Below are 20,306 nucleotides of genomic sequence, written 5' to 3'. Positions count from 1 at the left end.
CCGTGCTCGGGTAGGGGCCGGTCAGCCACCTAAGATGGCAGGATGACGAACCAGACTGGCGAAGAGAGAGCCGCAGCCGAGAGGCCTGCGACCGAAGAGGGGCCCGGCAAACTTGAACGGGTCATCGCCGGACAGGTCCGCCACTACCGGACCACGAACGGGCTCTCCTCTGCCGAACTGGCAGCCAGGACCGGACTGTCCAAAGCGATGATCTCCAAAATCGAAACCGCCAGCACGTCCTGTTCGCTGACCACGTTGCAGCGGCTGGCAGATGGGCTGAAGATCCCCGTCACCGCGCTCTTCAGGGGCGCCGACACGGACCGGGATGCCACCTTCACCAAAAGCGGCCAGGGCAGCCTGACCGTCCGGAGCGGAACACAGCACGGCCACGAGTACCGCGTGCTGGGCACCCTCAAGGGCCGCACCGACGCCCTCGAACCCACGCTGGTCACCCTGACGGACGCTTCCGACGTCTTTCCGCTCTTCCAGCACCCGGGCACCGAATTCATCTACATGCTCTCCGGCAGGATGGTCTACGGCCACGGTGCCTACGAATACACCATGGAGGCCGGTGACTCGCTGCTTCTCGACGGCGAAGGCCCCCACGGCCCGCTGGAACTGCTGGACCTGCCCATCAGGTTCCTGGCGATCGCCGCGAAGTAACCGGTTCTCCGTTAAACATCCGAGGCTTGTCCGCCATTCCTAACCTTGATGGTGAGGATCTGCGGACAAGCCCCGGATTCGTGACGGGACAGCCGGACGGCCCGGCCGTGCGCATCAGCCGTTGATCACCTGCGGCACGCCCAGGGCCTTGAGGCCTTCGACGCCGAATTCCAGGCCGTAGCCGGATTGCTTGGCGCCTCCGAACGGGACACGCGGGTCCACGGCGCCGTGTTTGTTGATCCAGACGGTGCCGGCCTCGAGCCGGGCCGCGATTTCGCGTGCCCGCGCCGGGTCGGAGGACCAGACGGAGGCTCCGAGTCCGACGTCGAGCGCGTTGGCCATGGTGACGGCCTCGTCCACGTCGCTGTAGCGGATAATTGGCAGGGCCGGGCCGAACTGTTCCTCGGCCACCAGCGGGTTGTTGTTGTCGATCTCTGCCACGAGGGTGGCGGGGTAGAAGTGGCCGGGCTGGTCCGGGTCCGGGTTGCCGCCGAGCAGGATCCTAGCGCCGGAGTTCCGGGCTGCGTCCACGAGCCGGGCCACGATCTCGTACTGCTGCCGGTTCTGCAGCGGGCCGAGGACGTTGTTTTCGTCCAGGCCGTTGCCCATGGGCATCGCGGCGGCCACGCTGGTGAGTTCCTCGCACACGGCCTCATACAGCGAGTCGTGCACGTAGAGCCGCTTCAGGGCCGCGCAGGTCTGGCCGGTGTTGATGAAGGCTCCCCAGAACAACCCCTCGGCAATGGCTTTCGGGTCGGCGTCGGGCAGGACGATGCCGGCGTCGTTGCCGCCCAGTTCCAGGGTGAGGCGCTTGACCGTATCCGAGGACGAGCGAATGATGGCCTTGCCGGTGGCGGTGGAGCCGGTGAACATGACCTTGCCGATCGCGGGGTGTCCGGCCAGCCGGGCGCCGACGTCGCGCCCGCCGGAGACGACGGTCAGGAGGCCTTCGGGGAGTTCCTCGTTCAGGACCTTGGCCAGGGCCAGGACGGACAGCGGCGTGTATTCGGAGGGCTTGACCACCACGGCGTTGCCCATGCGCAGGGCGGGGGCGATCTGCCAGACGGTGATCATCATGGGCCAGTTCCACGGCCCGATCGCGCCCACGACGCCGATGGGCCGGTAGTGCAGTTCGGCGCGGGTTTCGCCGTCGTCCACCACCACTTCCGCCTCCAGCGGGGTGCCGGCGGCGACGCGCAGCCATGCGGCACAGGCGCCGACTTCGAAGCGGGCGTTGGGGCCGTTCAGCGGTTTGCCCTGCTCGCGGGAGAGCAGCCGGGCGAGTTCTTCGGCGGAACGTTCGACGGCGTCGGCTGCTTTGAGGAGCGCGGCGGACCGGGCGTCGTGGCCCAGTGCTGCCCACGCGGGCTGGGCGGCTGCGGCGGCGGCGATGGCCGCCTCGAGGTCCTCGACGCTGTGGACCGGCGCCTCGCCTACGGGTTCCCCGGTGGCGGGGTCCAGGATGGTCCGGGTTTCGCCGGTGTCCGGGGTGATCGAGGCCAGCAGGGCATCGTAGGTTTCCATGGGGTACTCCACTTCGAGTAGGTCAGAGAACGCGGCCGGAACGGCCTAACAGCGCTGCCTTAAGCGTGCTCCGGCGGGCGGCGCGGGTCTTGTGTATCCGCGTACGGCGCTTGACCGGTGGCGAACAGAACGGCCGGCCCTGAACCACGCTGCGCTCAGGAACAACAACTGATCGCTGCACGACAAGCCGGGTCCGGCGCCGGCTGCCATGCTGGATTACACGGTGCGCATCACCGGCACCTTTGCCCGGGCCCGGCAGCTGTCCCACGAATTTTGCCCCAGCTCTTTTCCCCAGCACTCATGACCGTTAAGAAGGATCCAATGAGTATTTCGAATCCCGAATCCCGAACCGCGGAACCCGGTTCACGCCAGGAACACTCCACCGCCCTGCGCGCAGGAAGCATCGGAGTCCTGGGCATTCTGTTCTTTGTCCTCTCCGCCCAGGCCCCGCTGACCGGCATCGTGGGAGCTGCACCGCTCGCGGCCGCGCTCGGCAACGGCGCCGGCGCACCGGGTGCCTACCTCGTGGTGGGCGTCGTCATTGTCATCTTCGCCGTCGGCTTTGTGGCCATGAGCCGGAAAGTACAGACCAACGGCGCCTTTTACGCCTACGTGACCGCAGCATTCGGGCGCAAGGCCGGTGCCGGAGCGGCCTGGCTTGCCCTGCTCGCCTACAGCACGGTGCAGGCGGCAATGTACGGACTGTACGGCGCGGCCTTCTCCGGCCTGCTGGCATCCGCCGGCATAACTGTTCCCTGGTGGCTGCTCGCCGTCATCACCATGGCTGGCGTCCAGGTCCTGGGATCCAAGAACATCGAACTCGGCGCCCGCGTCCTTGCCGTCCTGGTGGGCCTGGAAGTGGCCATCCTGCTGATGTTCGGATTCTCCGTGCTGTTCAAAGGCGGCGGCCCCGAAGGGCTGGACATCGCCGCGTCGTTCGCGCCGGAAGCCATCGCCAGCGGAGCCCCCGGCGTCGCCATTATGTTCGCGGTGGCCTCCATGTTCGGTTTCGAGTCCACGGCCATCTACTCCGCCGAAGCCAAGGACCCGCACAAGACGGTTGCGCGGGCCACCTATCTGTCCGTGGGCATCATCGCTGTGTTCTTCTCCTTCATCACCTGGATGCTGGTCAGCTTCTACGGGCCGTCCCACGTGGTGGATGCTGCGGGTGCCGCCCTGGAATCGGGGGACGCCACCTCCTTCGTGATCGGCCCCATCGTTGAAATGTTCGGACCCTGGGCAGGGATCACGGCCGGAGTCCTGCTGGTGACCTCGCTGCTGGCCGGCATCATTGCCTTCCACAACGGCATCAACCGCTACCTGCACTCGCTGGCCCTGCGCGGCTCCATGCCGGCAGTCATTGCCCGGACCAACAAGCACCGCGCCCCGGCTGCGGCGGCCTGGATCCAGACCATCGTTGCGGTCCTGCTGGTGGCGCCGTTCGCGCTGCTGGGGCTGGACCCGGTCCTGACCCTCTTCTCCTGGTTCAGCGGCCTCGCCGTCGCGGCGCTGCTGGTGCTGTACATGCTCTCCTCCCTTGCCGTCGTCGCCTACTTCCGCCGGGAAAAGGTGACCGGCCAGCAATGGCAGACATTGATCGCCCCGGTGCTGGCTTCCGTGCTGCTGGCGTGGGTGCTGTACCTGGTGGTCAGCAACTTCACGTCCCTCATCGGAGGCAGCACGGAAACGGCAGTGGGCCTGCTGGTGGCCGTCCCCGCACTGTTCCTGGCCGGTGTCCTGGTGGAGATCCGGGTGGAAAAGCAGATCCGGGCGTCAGCGCTTGAGTTCGCCGGGTAGCGCGCTGGCAGAGACATCAGGACAGGCAACGGAAAGGACGACGGCGGCGCGGGCGGCGGTTTGGCGCCCGCGCCACGCGAGGTAACCGGCCAGCAGCAGAAGCGCGGCCAGGGCCGCCGTGGCGCCCACCGCCGCCGTCGCCGTCGCCGGTGCTTCGGGACCATCGGGCCAGCGCCCGGTGATGCCCAGCAGCGCCGGGACCGTGGCCGATGCCTGGCTCGTGAGGATCAGGGACCAGCCAATGAGCGGCGTGAGCCGTTCAATCCCGAGGGCCAGTTGCAGGAAGAACAGCAGCCACAGGTAGGTCCAGCAGAGCCAGAGCACGGCCAGGAGCGGATCCTCCGCGGACCAGGACGCGGCGAGCAGGAGGCCGCACCCGGCCACCATCCCGCAGAACCAGCCAAGGCCCCGGGACCCCAGTCCCAGGAGGAAATCCAGCCCAACGTAGGCGTAGGTCAGCCCGAAAAGGAACATCCCGGCCGCTCCGAGCAGAATCGCCGTTCCGCCGCCGCCGGCAGTACCGTCACCGCCGCCGGCGGTCCCCAGGTATGCAACGGCGAGGAGCAGCTGGGTGCTGCCGGTGACCAGGCTGAACACGGCCGCGTCCCGGCGGGGGAGGAGATCCAGCGCCGCGAGGCCGTTGAGCAGGAGCGCGGCTCCGGAGAGGAGCAGGCAAATGTGGTTCATCAGAAGTTCCCGGCCGGACGCTGAACCAGGCCTGTAATTTTCGTTTGATGGAAATTGAATGTCACAATACGGAGGTTAGTGGAGGGCTGATTGGTCATGCGAGGCCCGGGCAGTCACAATTGGCTATGTTGAAGTTTCAATAAAAAGGCGCCGGTCCGCGTATGCCGGAGATTTGCCGCGCCCGGTTCGACGTTAGGAATCATCATGGATGCACGGCTCGAGGCCATCAGGGACACCGTCCTGGCCAGGAACCCGGGAGAAGCGGAGTTCCACCAGGCGGTGGTCGAGGTCTTCGAAAGCCTGGGCCCCGTCCATGACCGGCACCCCGAATTCCTTGAAGCGGCCATCCTGGAACGGCTCTGCGAACCCGAACGCCAGATCATCTTCCGGGTGCCGTGGACCGATGACCAGGGCCGCGTGCAGATCAACCGCGGCTTCCGGGTGGAGTTCAACTCCGCACTCGGCCCCTACAAGGGCGGCCTGCGTTTCCACCCGTCCGTCTACCTGGGCATTGTGAAGTTCCTTGGCTTCGAGCAGATCTTCAAGAACGCCCTCACCGGCATGCCCATCGGCGGCGGCAAGGGCGGCTCGGACTTCGACCCCCGCGGCCGCAGCGACGCCGAAGTCATGCGGTTCTGCCAGTCCTTCATGACCGAGCTGTACCGCCACATCGGCGAATACACCGACGTGCCGGCCGGCGACATAGGCGTCGGCGGGCGCGAAATCGGCTATCTCTTCGGCCAGTACAAGCGCATCACCAACCGCTACGAATCCGGCGTCCTGACCGGCAAAGGCATCTCCTGGGGCGGCTCGCTGGTCCGGCCCGAGGCCACCGGCTTCGGCACCGTGATCTTCACCGAGGAGATGCTGAAGACCCGCGGAACGTCCTTCGACGGGCAGCGCGTGGTGGTTTCCGGTTCCGGCAACGTGGCCATCAACGCCGTCGCCAAGGCCCAGTCGCTCGGTGCCACGGTGGTGGCCTGCTCCGACTCTTCCGGCTACATCGTGGACGAGGCGGGCATCGACGTCGGGCTCCTCCGCCAGGTCAAGGAAGTGGAGCGCGGGCGCCTGAAGGATTACGCGCTGCGCCGTTCCGGCGTCGCCTACGTGGAGGCCGGTTCGGTCTGGGACGTCGACGCGACGGTGGCGCTGCCGTGCGCCACGCAGAACGAGCTCGACGGCGATGCTGCCGCGAGGCTGGTCCGCAACGGCCTGGTCGCCATCGGCGAAGGCGCCAACATGCCGTCCACCCGCGAAGCCGTGGCGGTCTTCCAGGAAGCCGGCGTACTGTTCGGCCCGGGCAAGGCAGCCAATGCGGGCGGCGTGGCGACGTCCGCGCTGGAAATGCAGCAGAACGCGAGCCGTGACTCCTGGTCCTTCGAACACACGGAACAGCGGCTCACGGACATCATGGTGGGGATCCACCACCGCTGCGCTTCGACGGCCGACGAATACGGTGAGCCGGGCAACTACGTGCTGGGCGCCAACATCGGCGGCTTCGTCAAGGTGGCCGACGCCATGCTGGCCCAGGGGCTGATCTAGCAGGGGGCTGATCTAGGCGCCGCGGCGCCAGTCGCTGGGGGATTCGCCGTAGGCATCCCGGAACGTGCGGCTGAAATGCGCCGCATCGAGGAACCCCCAGCGGGCGGCGACTGCCCCCACGGAGGTGCTGTGGAGCAGCGGATCCCTCAGGTCGCGGCGGATGCGCTCCAGCCGCTGGCTCCGGATCCAGCTGGCAACAGTGGCGCCCGATTCGTGGAAGATGTTGTGCAGGTGCCGGGTGGAGATGAAGTGTGCCGCCGCAATGCTGGCGGGCGAGAGCTGGGGATCGGCGAGGTTGGCCTCGATGTATTCGCGCACGGACGATGCCAGCAGCACCTGAGGCTTCATGCTCTCCCGCGCCATGTCCAGCTCCGAGTGCAGCATGGTGGACACGAGGTCCAGGGCGTTGGCGGCCAGCCGTGATCCGCTGGGGCCGCTGAGGGCTTCAAGGTTCTCTGCCAGCCGGGCAATGAAGGGGCCTACGATGCCCGCCAGCCCGTGCCCGCCTGCCAGCCGGACGGCCGCGAGCTGCCCGACGTAGTCCGGGGGCAGGGTCAGCGAATCGTGCGGGAACATGACCACCATGACCCGCGCCTGCTCTTCGAACGCCAGCGTGTAGGGGCGGTTGGTGTCGTAAATGGCGAGGTCGCCGGGGCGCAGCACTGCCTCGCGGTTGTCCTGGATGAGGAGTCCGGTGCCCTCCAGCTGGAGATTGAGTTTGAAATAGCGCTGGCCGGGCCGGGCCACCAGGGCCGGTGTGCGGTGGACATTGTGGCCCGAGGCGGACACCTCCACGATGCACAGCCGGTCCAACACCCTGGATCGCATCCGGCCGCGGAAGGTGTCCGGCTGATCCGTGTCGGCGGCCAGCGGCACGAAGGACTCCGCCACAAGGTGCCGCCAGTGGTCGAATGAGGTGGCCACGCTGGAGGTGAGTTCCTGGCCCGCCGGGCGGGCTGTGGTTGCAGACATGGATGTTCCTGACGCCGGATAGCCATCTGAAAGTTGGTCCCCCAGGCTGTGTCCTGCGACACAGTCATTTCAGGTTAGCGGCCACGGCGGGCGTTGTCATCTTTTTTCGCCCATCGTCGAAAAAAGAATTATGAACCCGCCCGAAGGAGGGTCAGGAATGCTTCCAGCTGGTCGCCCAGGCCCAGGTCCGCCTCGTTGTCCGGGGCGAGGGCGGCTGCTATCTGCGCGCCCAGCAGCATGTTCAGCAGGTGGCCGGCAACGGCTGAATCGTCGACGGCGGCACCCACGTCCCCTTGCGTCCTCGCCTCCGCCAGGTGCCCGAGGATCGCGGCGTGCCACTGGTCCATGGACTCGCGGTGGATGGCGGCTTTTTCCGGGTCATTGATGGCCTTCTGCCAGAACGGGACCACAATCCGCGCTTCATTGACCCGCTCGGCGTCCAGCGGCAGCACCTCCACGCAAAACGCCCGGAGTGCTTCAATCCCGGCCTTGCCCGCCGTGACCTCCCGGATGCGCTCGTTGGTCCTGTTGAAGACGTGCCGGAACGCGAACGTCAGCAGCGTGTCCTTGGTGGGGAAGTAGGGCTTCAGTGCGCCGTTGGCAAAGCCGGCCTCGAGGGCGATTTCCCGCATCGTGGCGCCTTCGATGCCCAGCCTGGCGATGATCCGCCAGGTCGCATCCACCAGTTCCAGGCGCCGTTCATCATGGTCAACAATCTTTGGCACTCTGGTGATCCCCCGGAACTTTTTTGTATCGAACCCTTGTGATCCATCTTACGGACCGTTTATTCTCTACAACTATAGAAAATAAAAATCCCGACCCCAACACGGTCCCGGACAAAGGCAGCGCTCATGACACTTGCACCAACTGACACAGCCGCCCCGTACCGCCTGGCAACGGGCGGGGAGATCACCGAAGTCCAGGGCATCCTGCGTGCCGGAGGACTCCTCGGTACGGAAAAGCGGATCGCCTACCTCGGCCTGCTGGACCCGGCGCGGCGCCCGGCACCGCCGGAAACCCCGGGTTCGGAGGACCGGCGCTTCCGGGTGTTCATCCACGACGTGTCCGGGGGCCGTCCCCTCGATGTGACGGTCTCCGCCACCCGCGGCGAGGTGACCTCCGCCGTCGAACTGGACACCGCCGTCGCCGGCGAACTGCCCGTGCTGGAAGAGGAGTTCGAGGTGGTCGAGGAACTCCTGGCCTCCGATGAGCGGTGGCTAAAGGCCCTGGCCGACCGAAACCTGGACGTCAGCAAAGTCCGCGTTGCCCCGCTGTCCGCCGGAGTCTTCGAGTACCCGGAGGAGAAAGGCCGCCGCATCCTCCGTGGCCTGGCCTTCGTGCAGGACTTTCCCGAAGACAGCGCCTGGGCGCATCCCGTGGACGGACTCGTGGCGTACGTCGACGTGGTCAGCAAGGAAGTCACGCAGGTCCTGGATACCGGCGTCGTTCCGGTTCCCGCCGAGCACGGCAACTACACCGATCCCGAGCTCACCGGCCCGCTCCGCACCACCCAGAAGCCGCTCCACATCACCCAGCCCGAGGGTCCCAGCTTCACGGTCACCGGCGGCAACCACGTGGAGTGGGAAAAGTGGAGCGTGGACGTCGGCTTCGATGTCCGCGAGGGTGTGGTGCTGCACAACCTGGCCTTCCAGGACGGCGACCGTCTGCGGCCCATCATCAACCGCGCGTCCATCGCCGAGATGGTGGTTCCCTACGGCGACCCGTCGCCCATCCGGTCCTGGCAGAACTACTTCGACACCGGCGAATACCTGGTGGGCCAATACGCCAACTCGCTCGAACTGGGCTGCGACTGCCTCGGGGAGATCACCTACCTCAGCCCGGTGATCAGCGACGCGTTCGGCAATCCGCGCGAAATCCGTAACGGCATCTGCATGCATGAGGAGGACTGGGGCATCCTGGCCAAGCACTCCGACCTCTGGACGGGCATCAACTACACCCGGCGCAACCGCCGCCTGGTCATCTCCTTCTTCACCACCATCGGCAACTACGACTACGGCTTCTACTGGTACCTGTACCTCGACGGCACCATCGAATTCGAGGCCAAGGCCACCGGCGTCGTCTTCACCAGCGCGTTCCCCGAAGGCGGCTCGGCCAACATCTCCCAGCTGGCCCCCGGGCTCGGCGCGCCGTTCCACCAGCACCTCTTCAGCGCCCGCCTGGACATGGCGATCGACGGCTTCACCAACCGGGTGGAGGAGGAAGACGTGGTCCGCCAGCCCATGGGCGAAGGCAACGAACGCGGCAACGCCTTCTCCCGGAAACGGACCGTCCTGGGCCGGGAGTCCGAAGCCGTCCGGGAAGCCGACGCCCGCAGCGGCCGGACGTGGATCATCTCCAACCCGGAGTCCCGCAACCGCCTGGGCGAACCGGTCGGCTACAAACTGCATGCCCAGGGCCAGCCCACGCTCCTGGCCGATCCGGAGTCCTCCATTGCCCGCCGGGCGGCGTTCGCCACCAAGGACCTGTGGGTCACCCGGTTCGCGGAGGACGAGCGGTACCCCACCGGCGATTTCGTGAACCAGCACTCCGGGGGAGCGGGCCTTCCGGCCTACGTCGCCCAGGACCGCGAGATTGACGGCCAGGACATCGTGGTGTGGCACACCTTCGGCCTGACCCACTTCCCCCGGATCGAGGACTGGCCCATCATGCCGGTGGACACGGTCGGCTTCAAGCTGCGTCCGGAAGGGTTCTTTGACCGCAGCCCCGTGCTGGACGTCCCGGCCAACCCGAACGCCGGGCCCGCCGCCGGCGGACACTGCCACGGCTAGGCAGGAGCCATGACCGCCCTCCGGGGATGGGGCCGGACCGCCGGCCCCATCCTCCACCCCCGCCCCGGTGCACACGTGCGCATCGTGGCCGCGGCGACGGCCGCGTCCAGCCTGGTGCACCTCTGGCTCGTGATGGGAAACCAGCACGGCCTGTGGCTGAACCTGCTGATGCTGGCCATGGTGGGGGTCTGCCTGCCGTGCGCCGTGCACATCTGGCGCGAGGGCCGGGTTGGGTCACTGCGCCAGGTCATGGCGTGCGCGCTGGCCATGACGGCGCTGCACGCTTACCTGTTGCTGGGGACAGCGTCCGGCGCCGGGTCACACGCCCACGGCCACGGAGTCTCCGGGGTGCCGGCTGATGCTGGCTCGTCCGCCGGCGGGCTGCTCGCCGTCCTTGCCCTGGAACTTACGACGGCGCTGCTCGCCGCGACGCTGCTGGCCCGCCTCCGGCGCCCGTAAGGCGCCGGAGGCGGGCCGTTGGCGGTCCTCCGCTAGCGGACCGAGTTTCCCAGTTCGCGCAGCGGGGTCCTGCTGGTCTCGCGGGCCCAGTAGGCACCGGCCACGGCCAGGAGCGAGGAGGCGGCCACGATCCAGGCGGCGGGGCCCCAGTTCGCCTTGTCTGCGCCGACGAGGGCGGTGCCGAGCAGCGGGGTGAAGCCGGCGCACAGGATGCCGACCTGCAGGCCGATGGCCATGCCGGAATAGCGGACCTTGACGTTGAACAGTTCCGAGAACCAGGCCGGGTAGATGGCGTTGGACATGGCGTAGGTGCCTGCGGTGATCAGGGTGCTGGTCAGGAAGATCATGGGGATGTTGCCCGTGGAAATCACGGAGAAGTAGACGAAGATCATCACGCCTGAACCCAGGACGCCGGTGATGAAGATCGGGCGGCGGCCGTACCTGTCGGAGAGCCAGGCCATGAACGGCTGGGATACGACGGCGATGATGTTGCCCGTGATGCTGACCCAGAGCATGGTGGAGGCCGGCACGCCCACGGAAACGGCGTAGGCCAGGCCGAAGGACTGCATAAACGTGTTCGTGACGGTTTCAAAGGACATCAGGGCCACCTGGAAGAACTGTGCCGGGTGGGTCTTGAACATCTTGGCGAAGGGCAGTTTCACCAGTTCGCCGTGATCGTGCTTTTCCTCGAAGACCTCTGGTTCCTCCAGTGAGCGGCGGACAAGGTACGCAACGATCAGCACCACCAGCGAGAGCCAGAACGGGATGCGCCAGCCCCAGGCCAGGCGGTCCGCTTCGCTCATGGCCGCCACGGGGAGGAACGCCAGCGAGGCCAGGACAATGCCGGCGGAGATGCCGCTCATGGCGAAGCTGGCGAAGAAGCCGCGGCGTCCTTCGGGGGCTTCCTCGGTGGACAGTGCCGAGGCGCCCGCGGTTTCGGCCCCGGCAGAGAGGCCCTGCATGAGGCGCAGGAGAACCAGCAGGGCGGGAGCCCAGTAGCCGGCGGTGTTGAAATCGGGCAGCACGCCGATGAGGAACGTGGCCGAACCCATCAGGACCAGCGTCAGCACCAGGGTGTTCTTGCGGCCGATCTTGTCACCCAGGTGCCCGAAGACCACTGCGCCGAAAGGCCGTGCCACATACGCCACGCCGAAGGTGGCGAACGAGGCGATCAGGGCGACCGTGGGGTCGCCCGACGGGAAGAAGATCTTGGAAAAGACCAGCGACGCCGCAGTGGCGTAGATGAAGAAGTCGTAGTACTCAAGGGCGCCGCCGAGGAACGCGGCCAGGGCTGCCTTCTTGGCCCTCTTGAGCTGGCGCTGCTCGGCTCCGATGCCGGCGCCTGTGGCTGTGTTGGTCATGATGCTGGTCCCTCCGCGTTGAAAGACTGTTTGAATTTCTTATTTGTGCGCATTCCGAACAGCTGTGCGGTATGCGATTATGGAATAGAGTACCGCAGAGTGAGGTGCCTCACAACACTTTCCTGACCGGGCAACCCGACTGCGTCTTTCACATGAGAGGGTCACTATGGAGAACCGAACGCCCGCACACCGTTTGTTCCTTATCGGCTCGGCTGCTTCAAGCGCCATGTCGCCCGGGCTGTGGGGCCCGGTCTTCGAGGAGCTCGGGAGCAGCTGGACGTACGAGGCATGGGACGTGCCTGCCGGACAGGACATGTCCGGCGTCCGTGCCGCGATGCTGGAGGCCGACGTCGTGGCCGCCAATGTGACGATGCCCCACAAGCAGTGGGCCGCCGGAACTGCTGACTCCGTCACCGAACCGGTCCGGCTCAGCGGAGCCTCCAACCTCCTGGTCCGGGACGGCCGGAGGCTGAATGCGCACAATACTGACATCACCGCCGTCGTCGAACTCCTGGGTGGCCGGCACCAGCGGCACGCCCTGATGCTCGGGGCGGGCGGCGCCGCACGCGCAACGCTGGTGGCACTCGCGGGGCTGGCTGACCGGGTCACAGTGACGGACAAGGACCCGGGGGCATCGCAGCAGCTGGTGGACCTTGCCACCAGCCTGGGCATAAAAGCCACCGCCGTGTCCTGGGCCGAATCCCGGGACCACGCGCCCGGCGCATCCCTGATCGTCAACGCGACGCCCCTCGGCAAGGGCGCTGATGATGAACCGGCCTGGGGGCAGGCACGGCTCTCCCCGGATGCCTTTGTCTATGACTTCGTCTACGCGGGCCACACCACCGCAACCATCGCCAGCGCCAAGGCGCAGGGGCTGGCGTGCGCCGACGGGTGGGACCACCTTCGGGCGCAGGCGGCGGCCATGATCCCCATTCTTGGCCTGGCGCCGGAGACCGGACAGCTCCTGGGCCGGACACTGACGCATATCCGGGCGGACGGCTGACCGATCCGGGGAAATGACGGAGCTGGCCGGGGGTTGGACCCTGCTGTTTGCGCGGTCGTGCGGCGGTTAGGGGCCGGATATGATCGAAACAAGCCTGCGGCCATGCGTCTGCGGGCGCCGGATGTGAGCTTCAGGAAGGGCAAACGATTCCATGGCGGAACAACCCGCATACTTCGTGAAGTCGGTGGAGAAGGCCTTCGACGTACTGCGTGCCTTCGCTCCGGACGAACCCCGCCTGACGGTGTCCCAGGTCGCCGCGAAATCGGACATGACCAGGGCCTCGGCCCGGAGGTTCCTGATGACGCTCACCGACCTTGGCTATCTTCGCGCCGAGGGGTCCCACTTCGAGCTGACCCCCCGCTCGCTGGACATCGGGCAGTCCTTCCTGGCCAACCTTGCGCTCCCCAGAATCGCCGAGCCGCACTTGAAGTCGCTGGCCGCGGAGCTGAACGAGACAACGTCCCTGTGCATCCTCGACGGCACCGACGTGGTGTATGTCGCGTGCGTTCCGTCGCCCCGCCTCCTGAGCGTCTCCATCAGCGTGGGCACCAGGTTCCCGGCCTGGGCCACGTCCATGGGGCGCGTGCTGCTGGGGGCGTTGTCCGAGACCGAGCTGAAGACCTACTACGACTCCGTCCAGCTGCAGCGGTTCACCGAGCGCTCAATCGGCACGCTCGAACAGCTCCAGGCCGAAGTGGAACAAGCCAGGACCAGGGGTTGGTCCATGGTCTCCCAGGAACTGGAGGAAGGCCTGCGCGGGGTGGCCGTCCCGGTCTGGCGCGGCCACGAGGTCGTGGCCGCGGTCAACGTGTCACTGCAGACCCACCGGGCTCCGGCGGAAGCCATCGAAAAGACCGTGGTCCCGTTCCTGCAGGACGCCGCACAACAGATCGGCCATGACTACGGCGGGCGCGCCACGGCTCCGACCACCACCGCACCATCCGGCGCTGCAGCCGGGGGAGTGCGGTGATCACCCGGTCCGACGTCGACGAAGCCGCCGCCAGGATTGCCGGGCTGGTGCGCCGCACACCCGTAATCGAAGCGGATCCGGACAGCTTCCCCGGGACGGTCTGGCTGAAGTGCGAGTTCATGCAGCACACCGGCACCTTCAAGGCCCGGGGCGCATTCAACCGCGTGCTGGCCTGCCGCGAGCGTGGCGAACTCAAGGAGGACGTCGGCATTGTGGTGGCTTCGGGCGGCAACGCCGGCCTGGCCAACGCCTACGCCGCAGCCCAGGCGGGAGTGCCCGCCGCCGTGTTTGTCCCGGAGACCGCCCCCGCCATGAAGGTGAAGAAACTCCGGGAATCCGGCGCCACGGTGATCCAGCGCGGCGCCGAATATGCCGTGGCCTACGACGCCGCCATCGCCTACGCGGCCGAGACCGGAGCCGTATACTGCCACGCCTACGACCAGCCGGAAATCGCTGCCGGTGCCGGCACGGTCGGTTCGGAGCTGCTGGAACAGCTGGGCGGAGTGGACACCGTACTGGTGGCCGTGGGCGGCGGAGGCCTGATGGCCGGGATTGCAGCCGCCGTCGAAGGCCTGGCCAGGGTGGTGGGAGTGGAACCCGCAACCGCCCCCACCCTGCACGCCGCGCTGACGGCAGGTGAGCCGGTGGATGTTGCGGTTTCCGGGATTGCCGCGGACTCGCTGGGAGCGCGCCGGATCGGCCGGATCGGTTTTGACGTCGCGGTGCGGACCGGCGTGGCGTGCGTGCTGGTGTCCGACGACGAGATTGTCGCCGCGCGCTCGCGGCTGTGGGCCGACTACCGGATTGTGGTGGAGCATGGCGCGGCGGCGGCGTTTGCCGCCCTGACCTCCGGGGCCTACGTCCCGGCTGAAGGCGAGCGCGTGGCCGTGATCCTGTGCGGCGCGAACACGGACCCGTCCACGCTCTGACGGCCTGGCGGTCAGATCGCTGCGCGGCCGCCGGGCCGGGCGGCGATCCGTTTCGGCTCCTTGCGGTCGCGGCGGGCGTAGACGCGGGACCGCTCGCTGGACAGGGCGAGGATCAGCAGGATGTCCAGGGTGAGGCCGGGGAGGTTGGTCTGCAGCGTGATGCCCGGGCCTCCGTGAGCAACGTCAATGACCTGCAGGCCGATCGCGGCGGTGCTCACGGCCATGGCGAGCGTGCGGGCCCAGTTCCGCCCCAGGAACACGAACCCGGCCAGCAGCAGTTCCGCGAGGGCAGAGAGGACAAGCACTGCCACCCCGGCGTAGAGCACCAGCTGAGATTGGCCCTCGCTCAGGTGCTCGGCGGGGAAGAGCAGCACGGACAGGGCCAGTGCCGCCGCGGCGAGTGCCCGGCCGGCCACGAGGGCGGCTCCGATGATGGTGGGCGCAGGGCGCCTGTTCCGGCTGTCGCTCGGGAGCCGCGGAACGGCAACGCCTGGCACCGGCGTTGCCCGCAGGTCAACGATGGGAAGGTCGCCGTCGGTGGCAATTTCATCGCCTCCGCCGTTGCGGGTGTGGTAGCCGGTGGAGAAGTCCCGGATCACCCGGACGTCGGCCGAGGGCTCGGCGGCGGAAATGGACGCGACAATGTGGTCCCGCTCATCGTCCGTGTGTTCGTCGATCTTGTGCGTGATCTGGAGGGTGAACAGCGAGAAGCCGACGCTGCGGTCGTAGGTGCCCGCGGCCAGCCAGTCCGCAGCCACGCCGCCGGGAAGCAGCCAGCCGGGCGGGCACCGCCAGAAGCGGACGTGGTGGCGCTTGCCCGGGGTTCCGTCCACTTCCTGCTGGTAGGCGAAGTCCTGCTGCCGGCCGAAGAGGAACAGCGGACTGACCGGCGCCTCAAGGTAGCTGCGGCGCAGGAGGGTGGAGGTGATGATCCTCCAACTGCTGGCCAGGGTTACGTCGTCCGCTATGGTCCAGCCGGCCCGGCGCATCACGTGGTGGAGCTGGGCTTCGGAACCGAGCAGGGCCACGTTCACCGGATCGCCGAGCAGGCCGTCGCTGGTGCGGGCGCGCCCGATGAAGTAGTCGGGCACATAGACGCGGGTCAGGATCGAGTGGAGCCTGGGCAGGACGAGGTAGGCGAGCATGGCCCAGAAGACGAACGTGAACCAGAGCTGGCCCCAGCCCCACTGGAAGCTGAGCTCAAGGAGAAGATAGGTCAACCACGCGGCGGCGACACCACCGACCAGGAAGAAGATCCGGTCCCATGCGGTATCGAGTGCCGTGCGGGCAACGCCCGCGACGGGAGCCCTCACCACAGGCCTGGTCATGGGCAAAATAATACTGGAGACGGTTGCCGGATCCGTGGGCACAGCGGCCCGGGCTGATATGCATGGTAATCCCCCCGTAAAACGTGTGGTCAGTCCAGCGGAAGCGTGACCGTGACGCAGGTGCCCTCGCCGGGAGCACTGTCTACTGTTGCGGTTCCGCCGGCCTCATGGACTGCGATGGACATCAGGAACAGTCCGAATCCCTGCGGGCGGTTGCCCGTGCGGTCATTGCGGTCGAAGCCTGCCCCGTTGTCAGCCACCGTCAGCCGGATGCCGTGATGCACGGCCGCGAGCCGGACGGTCAGTTCGGTGGCGCCGGCGAATTTGAGCGCATTACTCAGGGCCTCCTGGGCGGCGTGGTACAGCAACCCGGCAGTGCCGGACGGTATCTCGACGCCGTGGTGCGGTGTCTCCCACCGGACCGTGGTTCCCTGTTCCCGCAACGGGGCGGCGAGCCGGTCGATGCAGCCGGCGAGCCCCAGGGCGTGAAAATCCACCGGTGCCTGATCGGTGATGACGCCGTGGATCGCGGCGACCTCATTGGCAGCTTGAGCCTTTTTCATGGCCGTTCCTGCTTCCTTGCAGCCTGTGACGCTTCCTTCTCACGGGTGCTGGGTTCCCGCCTGGATGTATGACTCAAGGGTGGACCGGCGGAATCATGAATGACGCGACTTTGACGCAATTTTGGCTCAAGTTCCCGGAGATTCCGGAGGCGAACTCAAGAGATGCGCAAGATTTGATTCGACGGCAATACGTGCTGTCCCGCCGTGTGTAGGCTCATCATCAACCCCATATGTCCAGTTAGTGGAAATACCCATCCGCGGGCTCCCTGCCGACGAATATGGGGGTGACTGGCTGAACACTATGGGGGCATAGATGGAAGAACGCGGCATTGCCGTTGTAGTAGAGGACGACGACGACGTCAGGAATTCCCTGCGGGAAGTGCTGTCGCAATCAGGGTTCGCCGTCCACGCGACAGCCTCCGGACTCGAAGGTGTTGAGGCGGTCCGCCGGTACAACCCGGTGGTGGTCACCATGGACCTCGGGCTTCCGGACTTTGACGGCCTCGAAGCCTCCCGCCGCATCCGCACGTTCAGCGACGCCTACCTCGTCATTGTGACGGGCCGGGTGGATGAAGCCGACGCGATCATGGGCTTCGAAGCAGGGGCGGATGACTTCCTGACCAAGCCCTTCCGTCCGCGCGAGCTTCGGGCCAGGATCGCGGCCATGCTGCGACGGCCGAGGCGGGCCGCGCACCCGCCGGCGGGACCGGCCGGTGACGGGCGGCGAGCGCAGAACGCTCCGGCCGAGGCCGTGCCCTCTTCCGTCCCGGCTGTGGCGGCACTCCGGCAGGGTGACCCTGCCGATGCGGACCTCGCCGATTTCGAGCACAACGGCCTCACGCTGAGCGAGGGAACCAGGACCGCCGAGTTCGAGGGGCTGCGGATTGAGCTGACCCGGACCCAGTTCGACCTTCTCCTGATGCTGCTGGAAAACGGACGCCTGGTGCAGTCCAAGGCCGATCTGGTCCGCCGGCTGAGGAACGAACCCTATGACACCGGTTCCTACGTGAGCACCGCCGAGGAGCGCACGGTGGAAGTCCACATGGGAAACCTGCGGAAACGGCTGGGAGACGACTCGCGCGCGCCCCGGTGGGTCGAAACCGTGCGGGGAATTGGCTACCGGCTGGCGCCGCCGGTGGCTGCCGAATGAGCTGACGGGCGCCTATCCTTAAGCTTGGCGGAGGGAAGCACCGTGACCCCCAAGCAACTGGTGTTCGTAGTGGCTGCCACCGTGGGCGTCCTGGCCCTGGTGCTGATCTCGATCGACTGGCAGCCGGCGGCCCTGCAGGATCCTGCCCGGACGCTGGGTGTCCTCAACGCCCAGGGGGTCATCCGCTGGGGCGAGAACCCGGACCGGGCTCCATTCTCGGTCTTTGAACTTTCCCTCTTCGTGGCCGTAGGGCTGGCCTTCGTCCTGGCCGGCGTGACCGCCTGGCAGACCCGGCCCAACCGGAATCCCGGCCTGCTGCTGGTGGTGGCCGGCCTGCTGTGGCTGGCGGCCGGCGTGCGGCGGTCCAGTGATCCGGTCCTCTTTACGGTGGGAGTGGGGCTGACCCTGATGTACCAGCCTCCGCTGCTGCAGCTGGCCCTCAGCTTCCCCTCCGGGGTCCTGCGCTCGCGGGCGGAACGGGCGGCCGTTGTCTTCTTCTTCGCCGCCTGGGCGGTGATTGCGGTGGCGAGCTGGGCGTTCTTCGATCCCCGGCTGCACGTCACCGCGGGGGAGTCCACGTCCAAGAACCTGTTCCTCCTGCGGGACAGCCCGGAGCTCACCAGTGCCATCGGCGACGTTGCCCGCATTCTCCAGGTGGGCATCGGCCTGGCAATTGTGGCCGTGCTCGTGGCCCGCTGGCAGTCCGGCTCAGCCGCCTACCGGGCGGCCTTCCTGCCGTTGTGGCTGGCAGTGATCATCAAGACAGCGTCCACCGTCTGGGTGTCCCTTGCCGTGGTCCAGCTGACCGGATCACTGTCCAACGAGGCACTGCTGTGGCAGTACCCGGCGACGGCGATCGTCCCGCTCGCTGTGCTGCTGGGGCTGTGGCGCTACCGGTTCGCCCGCGGCGCGCTCAGCGAGCTGCTGGTGGAGATCGGTGCGGCGCCGGTGAGCGACCGGCTGATCCGCGCCCTCCGCAGGTCGGTCCGGGACCCCACCCTCAGCCTGTGGCGGTGGTCGCCCGCGCTGGCCGGATTCGTGGACGACGACGGCGTGCCCCGCGCCGTCCCGGAGGACGGATCCGGGCGGGCTGCGATGGTGCTGGAGCGCAACGGCACGCCGGTCGGGGCCCTGGTTTTCGACGAAGCGCTCCGGGACCAGCCCCAGCTGCTGGCGGCCGTGCAGAGCGCCACGTCCCTGGCCCTGGACAACCAGAACATGGAGCAGCAGCTGCGGGACCAGCTGATCGAGGTCCGCCGCTCCCGGGAACGGATAGTCACCGCCGGGGACGCCCGGCGTCGTGAACTCGAACGGGACCTCCACGACGGTGCGCAGCAGCGGCTGGTGGGCGTATCCATGGACCTTGCCAGGGCACGGCGTGCCGCGAGCCCCGAGGAGATGAAGGTCCTGGTGGCGCAGGCCAGCGACGAGCTCGCCGTTGCACTGGCGGAACTGCGTGAGCTGGCCCGGGGCGTCTACCCGCCGTCGCTGCGGGAAAGAGGGCTGGGCGGTTCGCTCACGGCATTGGCGGAGCGGTCCCCGCTGCCCATCGAGCTGGACGTTGACCTGCCGCTAAGGCCTCCGCCGCCCGTGGAACTCGCCGCCTATTTCATCTGCGCCGAGGCCGTCACCAATGCCGCCAAGCACGCCCGGGCCTCGAACCTGCAGATCGGCGTCAAAGGCACGGCGGAGGGACTCAGCCTGCACGTGACGGATAACGGGATCGGCGGGGCAAGTCCCGGTGCCGACGGCGGCCTGCTGGGGCTGGCCGACCGGGCCGCGGCCCTGGGCGGCTCCCTGACGGTCACCAGCCCGGCCGGCCGCGGAACAACCGTGGCCGCAACCCTGCCGTTCTCGGCCGACCCGACGGAGGACCTCCCATGACACTGCGCGTCGCCATCGCGGACGACTCGGCGCTGCTCCGCCGCGGCCTTGCCGCGCTGCTCAGCTCCGAAGGGCTGGAGGTGGTCTGCGAGGCCGCGGACGCCCAGGAGCTGCTGGTATGCATCGCAGCGCAGCAGCCTGACGTTGCCATCGTGGACATCCGCATGCCGCCCACCTTCACCACCGAAGGCATCCAGGCCGCCACGGCGATCCGCCGCGACCAGCCGGGGACGGGGGTCCTGCTGCTGTCCCAGTATGTGGAGACGGAGAACGCCATGCAGCTCCTGGGGAACGGTGCGAAAGGGCTGGGCTACCTCCTGAAGGAACGCGTGTCCGACATCGACGACTTCATCGACGCCCTGCACCGGGTGGCGGCGGGCGGGACCGCCGTCGATCCTGAACTGGTGGCCCGGATGGTGGCCCGGCCGCACAACGGCCACCAGGGGGAGGACGAGCTCAGCAGCCGCGAGCGGGACGTCCTGGAACTGATGGCCCAGGGGCGCACCAACCAGGCGATCGGCAAGAGCCTGTTCCTGGGGGAGCGGACGGTGGAGGCGCACATCCGGAGCATCTTCCTGAAGCTGGGGCTGCGGCCGGAACCCGAGGACCACCGACGGGTCCTCGCCGTGCTGACCTACCTGCGCCAGCACTAGCAAAACGGCGGCCGCCCCCTGTGGGGACGGCC

The 20,306-nt window shown here is 67.5% G+C and carries 18 protein-coding genes; 11 read left to right on the top strand and 7 right to left on the bottom strand.

Features of this window, described 5'->3' with window-relative positions; all coding sequences use genetic code 11:
• Positions 1–42 precede the first annotated feature (42 nt).
• Positions 43–663, top strand: coding sequence for a helix-turn-helix domain-containing protein (locus tag BS38_RS0113180; RefSeq protein ID WP_028271234.1), 621 nt, complete (start codon positions 43–45; stop codon positions 661–663).
• A gap of 114 nt (positions 664–777) precedes the next feature.
• Here BS38_RS0113180 and BS38_RS0113175 read toward each other — a convergent pair whose 3' ends face one another.
• Positions 778–2,187: an aldehyde dehydrogenase family protein gene (locus BS38_RS0113175; protein ID WP_028271233.1), complete on the bottom strand. Its 1,410-nt coding sequence runs from the start codon at positions 2,185–2,187 to the stop codon at positions 778–780.
• Positions 2,188–2,508: 321 nt separating this feature from the next.
• Between BS38_RS0113175 and BS38_RS0113170 the strand changes: the two genes are divergently transcribed.
• Positions 2,509–3,984 carry an APC family permease gene (locus tag BS38_RS0113170; RefSeq protein WP_028271232.1) on the top strand — a complete coding sequence of 492 codons (1,476 nt, stop codon included), beginning with the start codon at positions 2,509–2,511 and terminating at the stop codon, positions 3,982–3,984.
• Here the strand turns inward: BS38_RS0113170 and BS38_RS0113165 are convergent.
• Positions 3,961–4,671, bottom strand: coding sequence for an AmiS/UreI family transporter (locus tag BS38_RS0113165; RefSeq protein WP_028271231.1), 711 nt, complete (start codon positions 4,669–4,671; stop codon positions 3,961–3,963). The genes BS38_RS0113170 and BS38_RS0113165 overlap by 24 nt on opposite strands.
• Positions 4,672–4,875: 204 nt before the next feature.
• On the opposite strand from BS38_RS0113165, the gene gdhA reads away from it, so the two are divergent.
• Positions 4,876–6,213, top strand: coding sequence for an NADP-specific glutamate dehydrogenase (gdhA, locus tag BS38_RS0113160; protein ID WP_028271230.1), 1,338 nt, complete (start codon positions 4,876–4,878; stop codon positions 6,211–6,213).
• 12 nt (positions 6,214–6,225) lie between these two features.
• Here gdhA and BS38_RS0113155 read toward each other — a convergent pair whose 3' ends face one another.
• Both BS38_RS0113155 and BS38_RS0113150 read right to left on the bottom strand, forming a co-directional pair.
• Entirely contained in the window at positions 6,226–7,185 is a 960-nt protein-coding gene (locus BS38_RS0113155; protein ID WP_028271229.1) for a helix-turn-helix domain-containing protein, read from the bottom strand.
• 128 nt (positions 7,186–7,313) lie between these two features.
• A complete protein-coding gene (locus BS38_RS0113150; RefSeq protein ID WP_028271228.1) occupies positions 7,314–7,910 on the bottom strand; it encodes a TetR/AcrR family transcriptional regulator in 597 nt (198 codons plus the stop codon).
• Positions 7,911–8,036: 126 nt separating this feature from the next.
• On the opposite strand from BS38_RS0113150, the gene BS38_RS0113145 reads away from it, so the two are divergent.
• Both BS38_RS0113145 and BS38_RS0113140 read left to right on the top strand, forming a co-directional pair.
• On the top strand, positions 8,037–9,974 hold the full coding sequence (locus BS38_RS0113145) for a primary-amine oxidase (protein ID WP_028271227.1): 1,938 nt from the start codon (positions 8,037–8,039) through the stop codon (positions 9,972–9,974).
• Between the two features lie 9 nt (positions 9,975–9,983).
• Positions 9,984–10,433, top strand: a complete 450-nt coding sequence (locus BS38_RS0113140) for a hypothetical protein (RefSeq protein WP_028271226.1) — start codon at positions 9,984–9,986, stop codon at positions 10,431–10,433.
• A 32-nt stretch (positions 10,434–10,465) separates the two neighbouring features.
• Here the strand turns inward: BS38_RS0113140 and BS38_RS0113135 are convergent, their stop codons facing one another.
• The gene (locus BS38_RS0113135) at positions 10,466–11,794 is read right to left on the bottom strand and encodes an MFS transporter (protein ID WP_028271225.1); all 1,329 of its coding nucleotides are present in this window, start codon (positions 11,792–11,794) and stop codon (positions 10,466–10,468) included.
• 166 nt (positions 11,795–11,960) lie between these two features.
• On the opposite strand from BS38_RS0113135, the gene BS38_RS0113130 reads away from it, so the two are divergent.
• The 3 genes from BS38_RS0113130 (at position 11,961) to BS38_RS0113120 (ending at position 14,696) form a co-directional block, all read left to right on the top strand.
• On the top strand, positions 11,961–12,797 hold the full coding sequence (locus tag BS38_RS0113130) for a shikimate dehydrogenase family protein (protein WP_028271224.1): 837 nt from the start codon (positions 11,961–11,963) through the stop codon (positions 12,795–12,797).
• 151 nt (positions 12,798–12,948) lie between these two features.
• A complete protein-coding gene (locus BS38_RS0113125; protein ID WP_028271223.1) occupies positions 12,949–13,767 on the top strand; it encodes an IclR family transcriptional regulator domain-containing protein in 819 nt (272 codons plus the stop codon).
• Positions 13,764–14,696, top strand: coding sequence for a threonine/serine dehydratase (locus tag BS38_RS0113120; protein ID WP_028271222.1), 933 nt, complete (start codon positions 13,764–13,766; stop codon positions 14,694–14,696). Before BS38_RS0113125 ends, BS38_RS0113120 begins: the two co-directional genes overlap by 4 nt.
• A gap of 11 nt (positions 14,697–14,707) precedes the next feature.
• Here the strand turns inward: BS38_RS0113120 and BS38_RS0113115 are convergent, their stop codons facing one another.
• Together BS38_RS0113115 and BS38_RS0113110 are read right to left on the bottom strand one after the other, a co-directional pair.
• The gene (locus tag BS38_RS0113115; protein ID WP_028271221.1) at positions 14,708–16,024 is read right to left on the bottom strand and encodes an LssY C-terminal domain-containing protein; all 1,317 of its coding nucleotides are present in this window, start codon (positions 16,022–16,024) and stop codon (positions 14,708–14,710) included.
• Positions 16,025–16,113: 89 nt separating this feature from the next.
• Entirely contained in the window at positions 16,114–16,587 is a 474-nt protein-coding gene (locus BS38_RS0113110) for a sensor histidine kinase (protein ID WP_028271220.1), read from the bottom strand.
• A gap of 313 nt (positions 16,588–16,900) precedes the next feature.
• On the opposite strand from BS38_RS0113110, the gene BS38_RS0113105 reads away from it, so the two are divergent.
• From BS38_RS0113105 to BS38_RS0113095, 3 genes are read left to right on the top strand one after another with little or no spacing between them, the layout of a single operon-like run.
• Positions 16,901–17,737 (top strand): response regulator transcription factor, encoded by an 837-nt coding sequence (locus BS38_RS0113105; RefSeq protein ID WP_028271219.1) that lies wholly within the window; start codon positions 16,901–16,903, stop codon positions 17,735–17,737.
• Positions 17,738–17,779: 42 nt separating this feature from the next.
• Positions 17,780–19,621 carry a sensor histidine kinase gene (locus BS38_RS0113100; protein WP_028271218.1) on the top strand — a complete coding sequence of 614 codons (1,842 nt, stop codon included), beginning with the start codon at positions 17,780–17,782 and terminating at the stop codon, positions 19,619–19,621.
• Entirely contained in the window at positions 19,618–20,274 is a 657-nt protein-coding gene (locus BS38_RS0113095; RefSeq protein WP_028271217.1) for a response regulator transcription factor, read from the top strand. The genes BS38_RS0113100 and BS38_RS0113095 overlap by 4 nt, the downstream gene beginning before the upstream one ends.
• Positions 20,275–20,306 lie beyond the last annotated feature (32 nt).

This window comes from Arthrobacter sp. UNC362MFTsu5.1 (assembly GCF_000685965.1).
Lineage (GTDB): Bacteria > Actinomycetota > Actinomycetes > Actinomycetales > Micrococcaceae > Arthrobacter.
The sequence above is the reverse complement of the archived record's forward strand: the minus strand, read 5'-3'. Positions and strand labels throughout refer to the sequence as shown.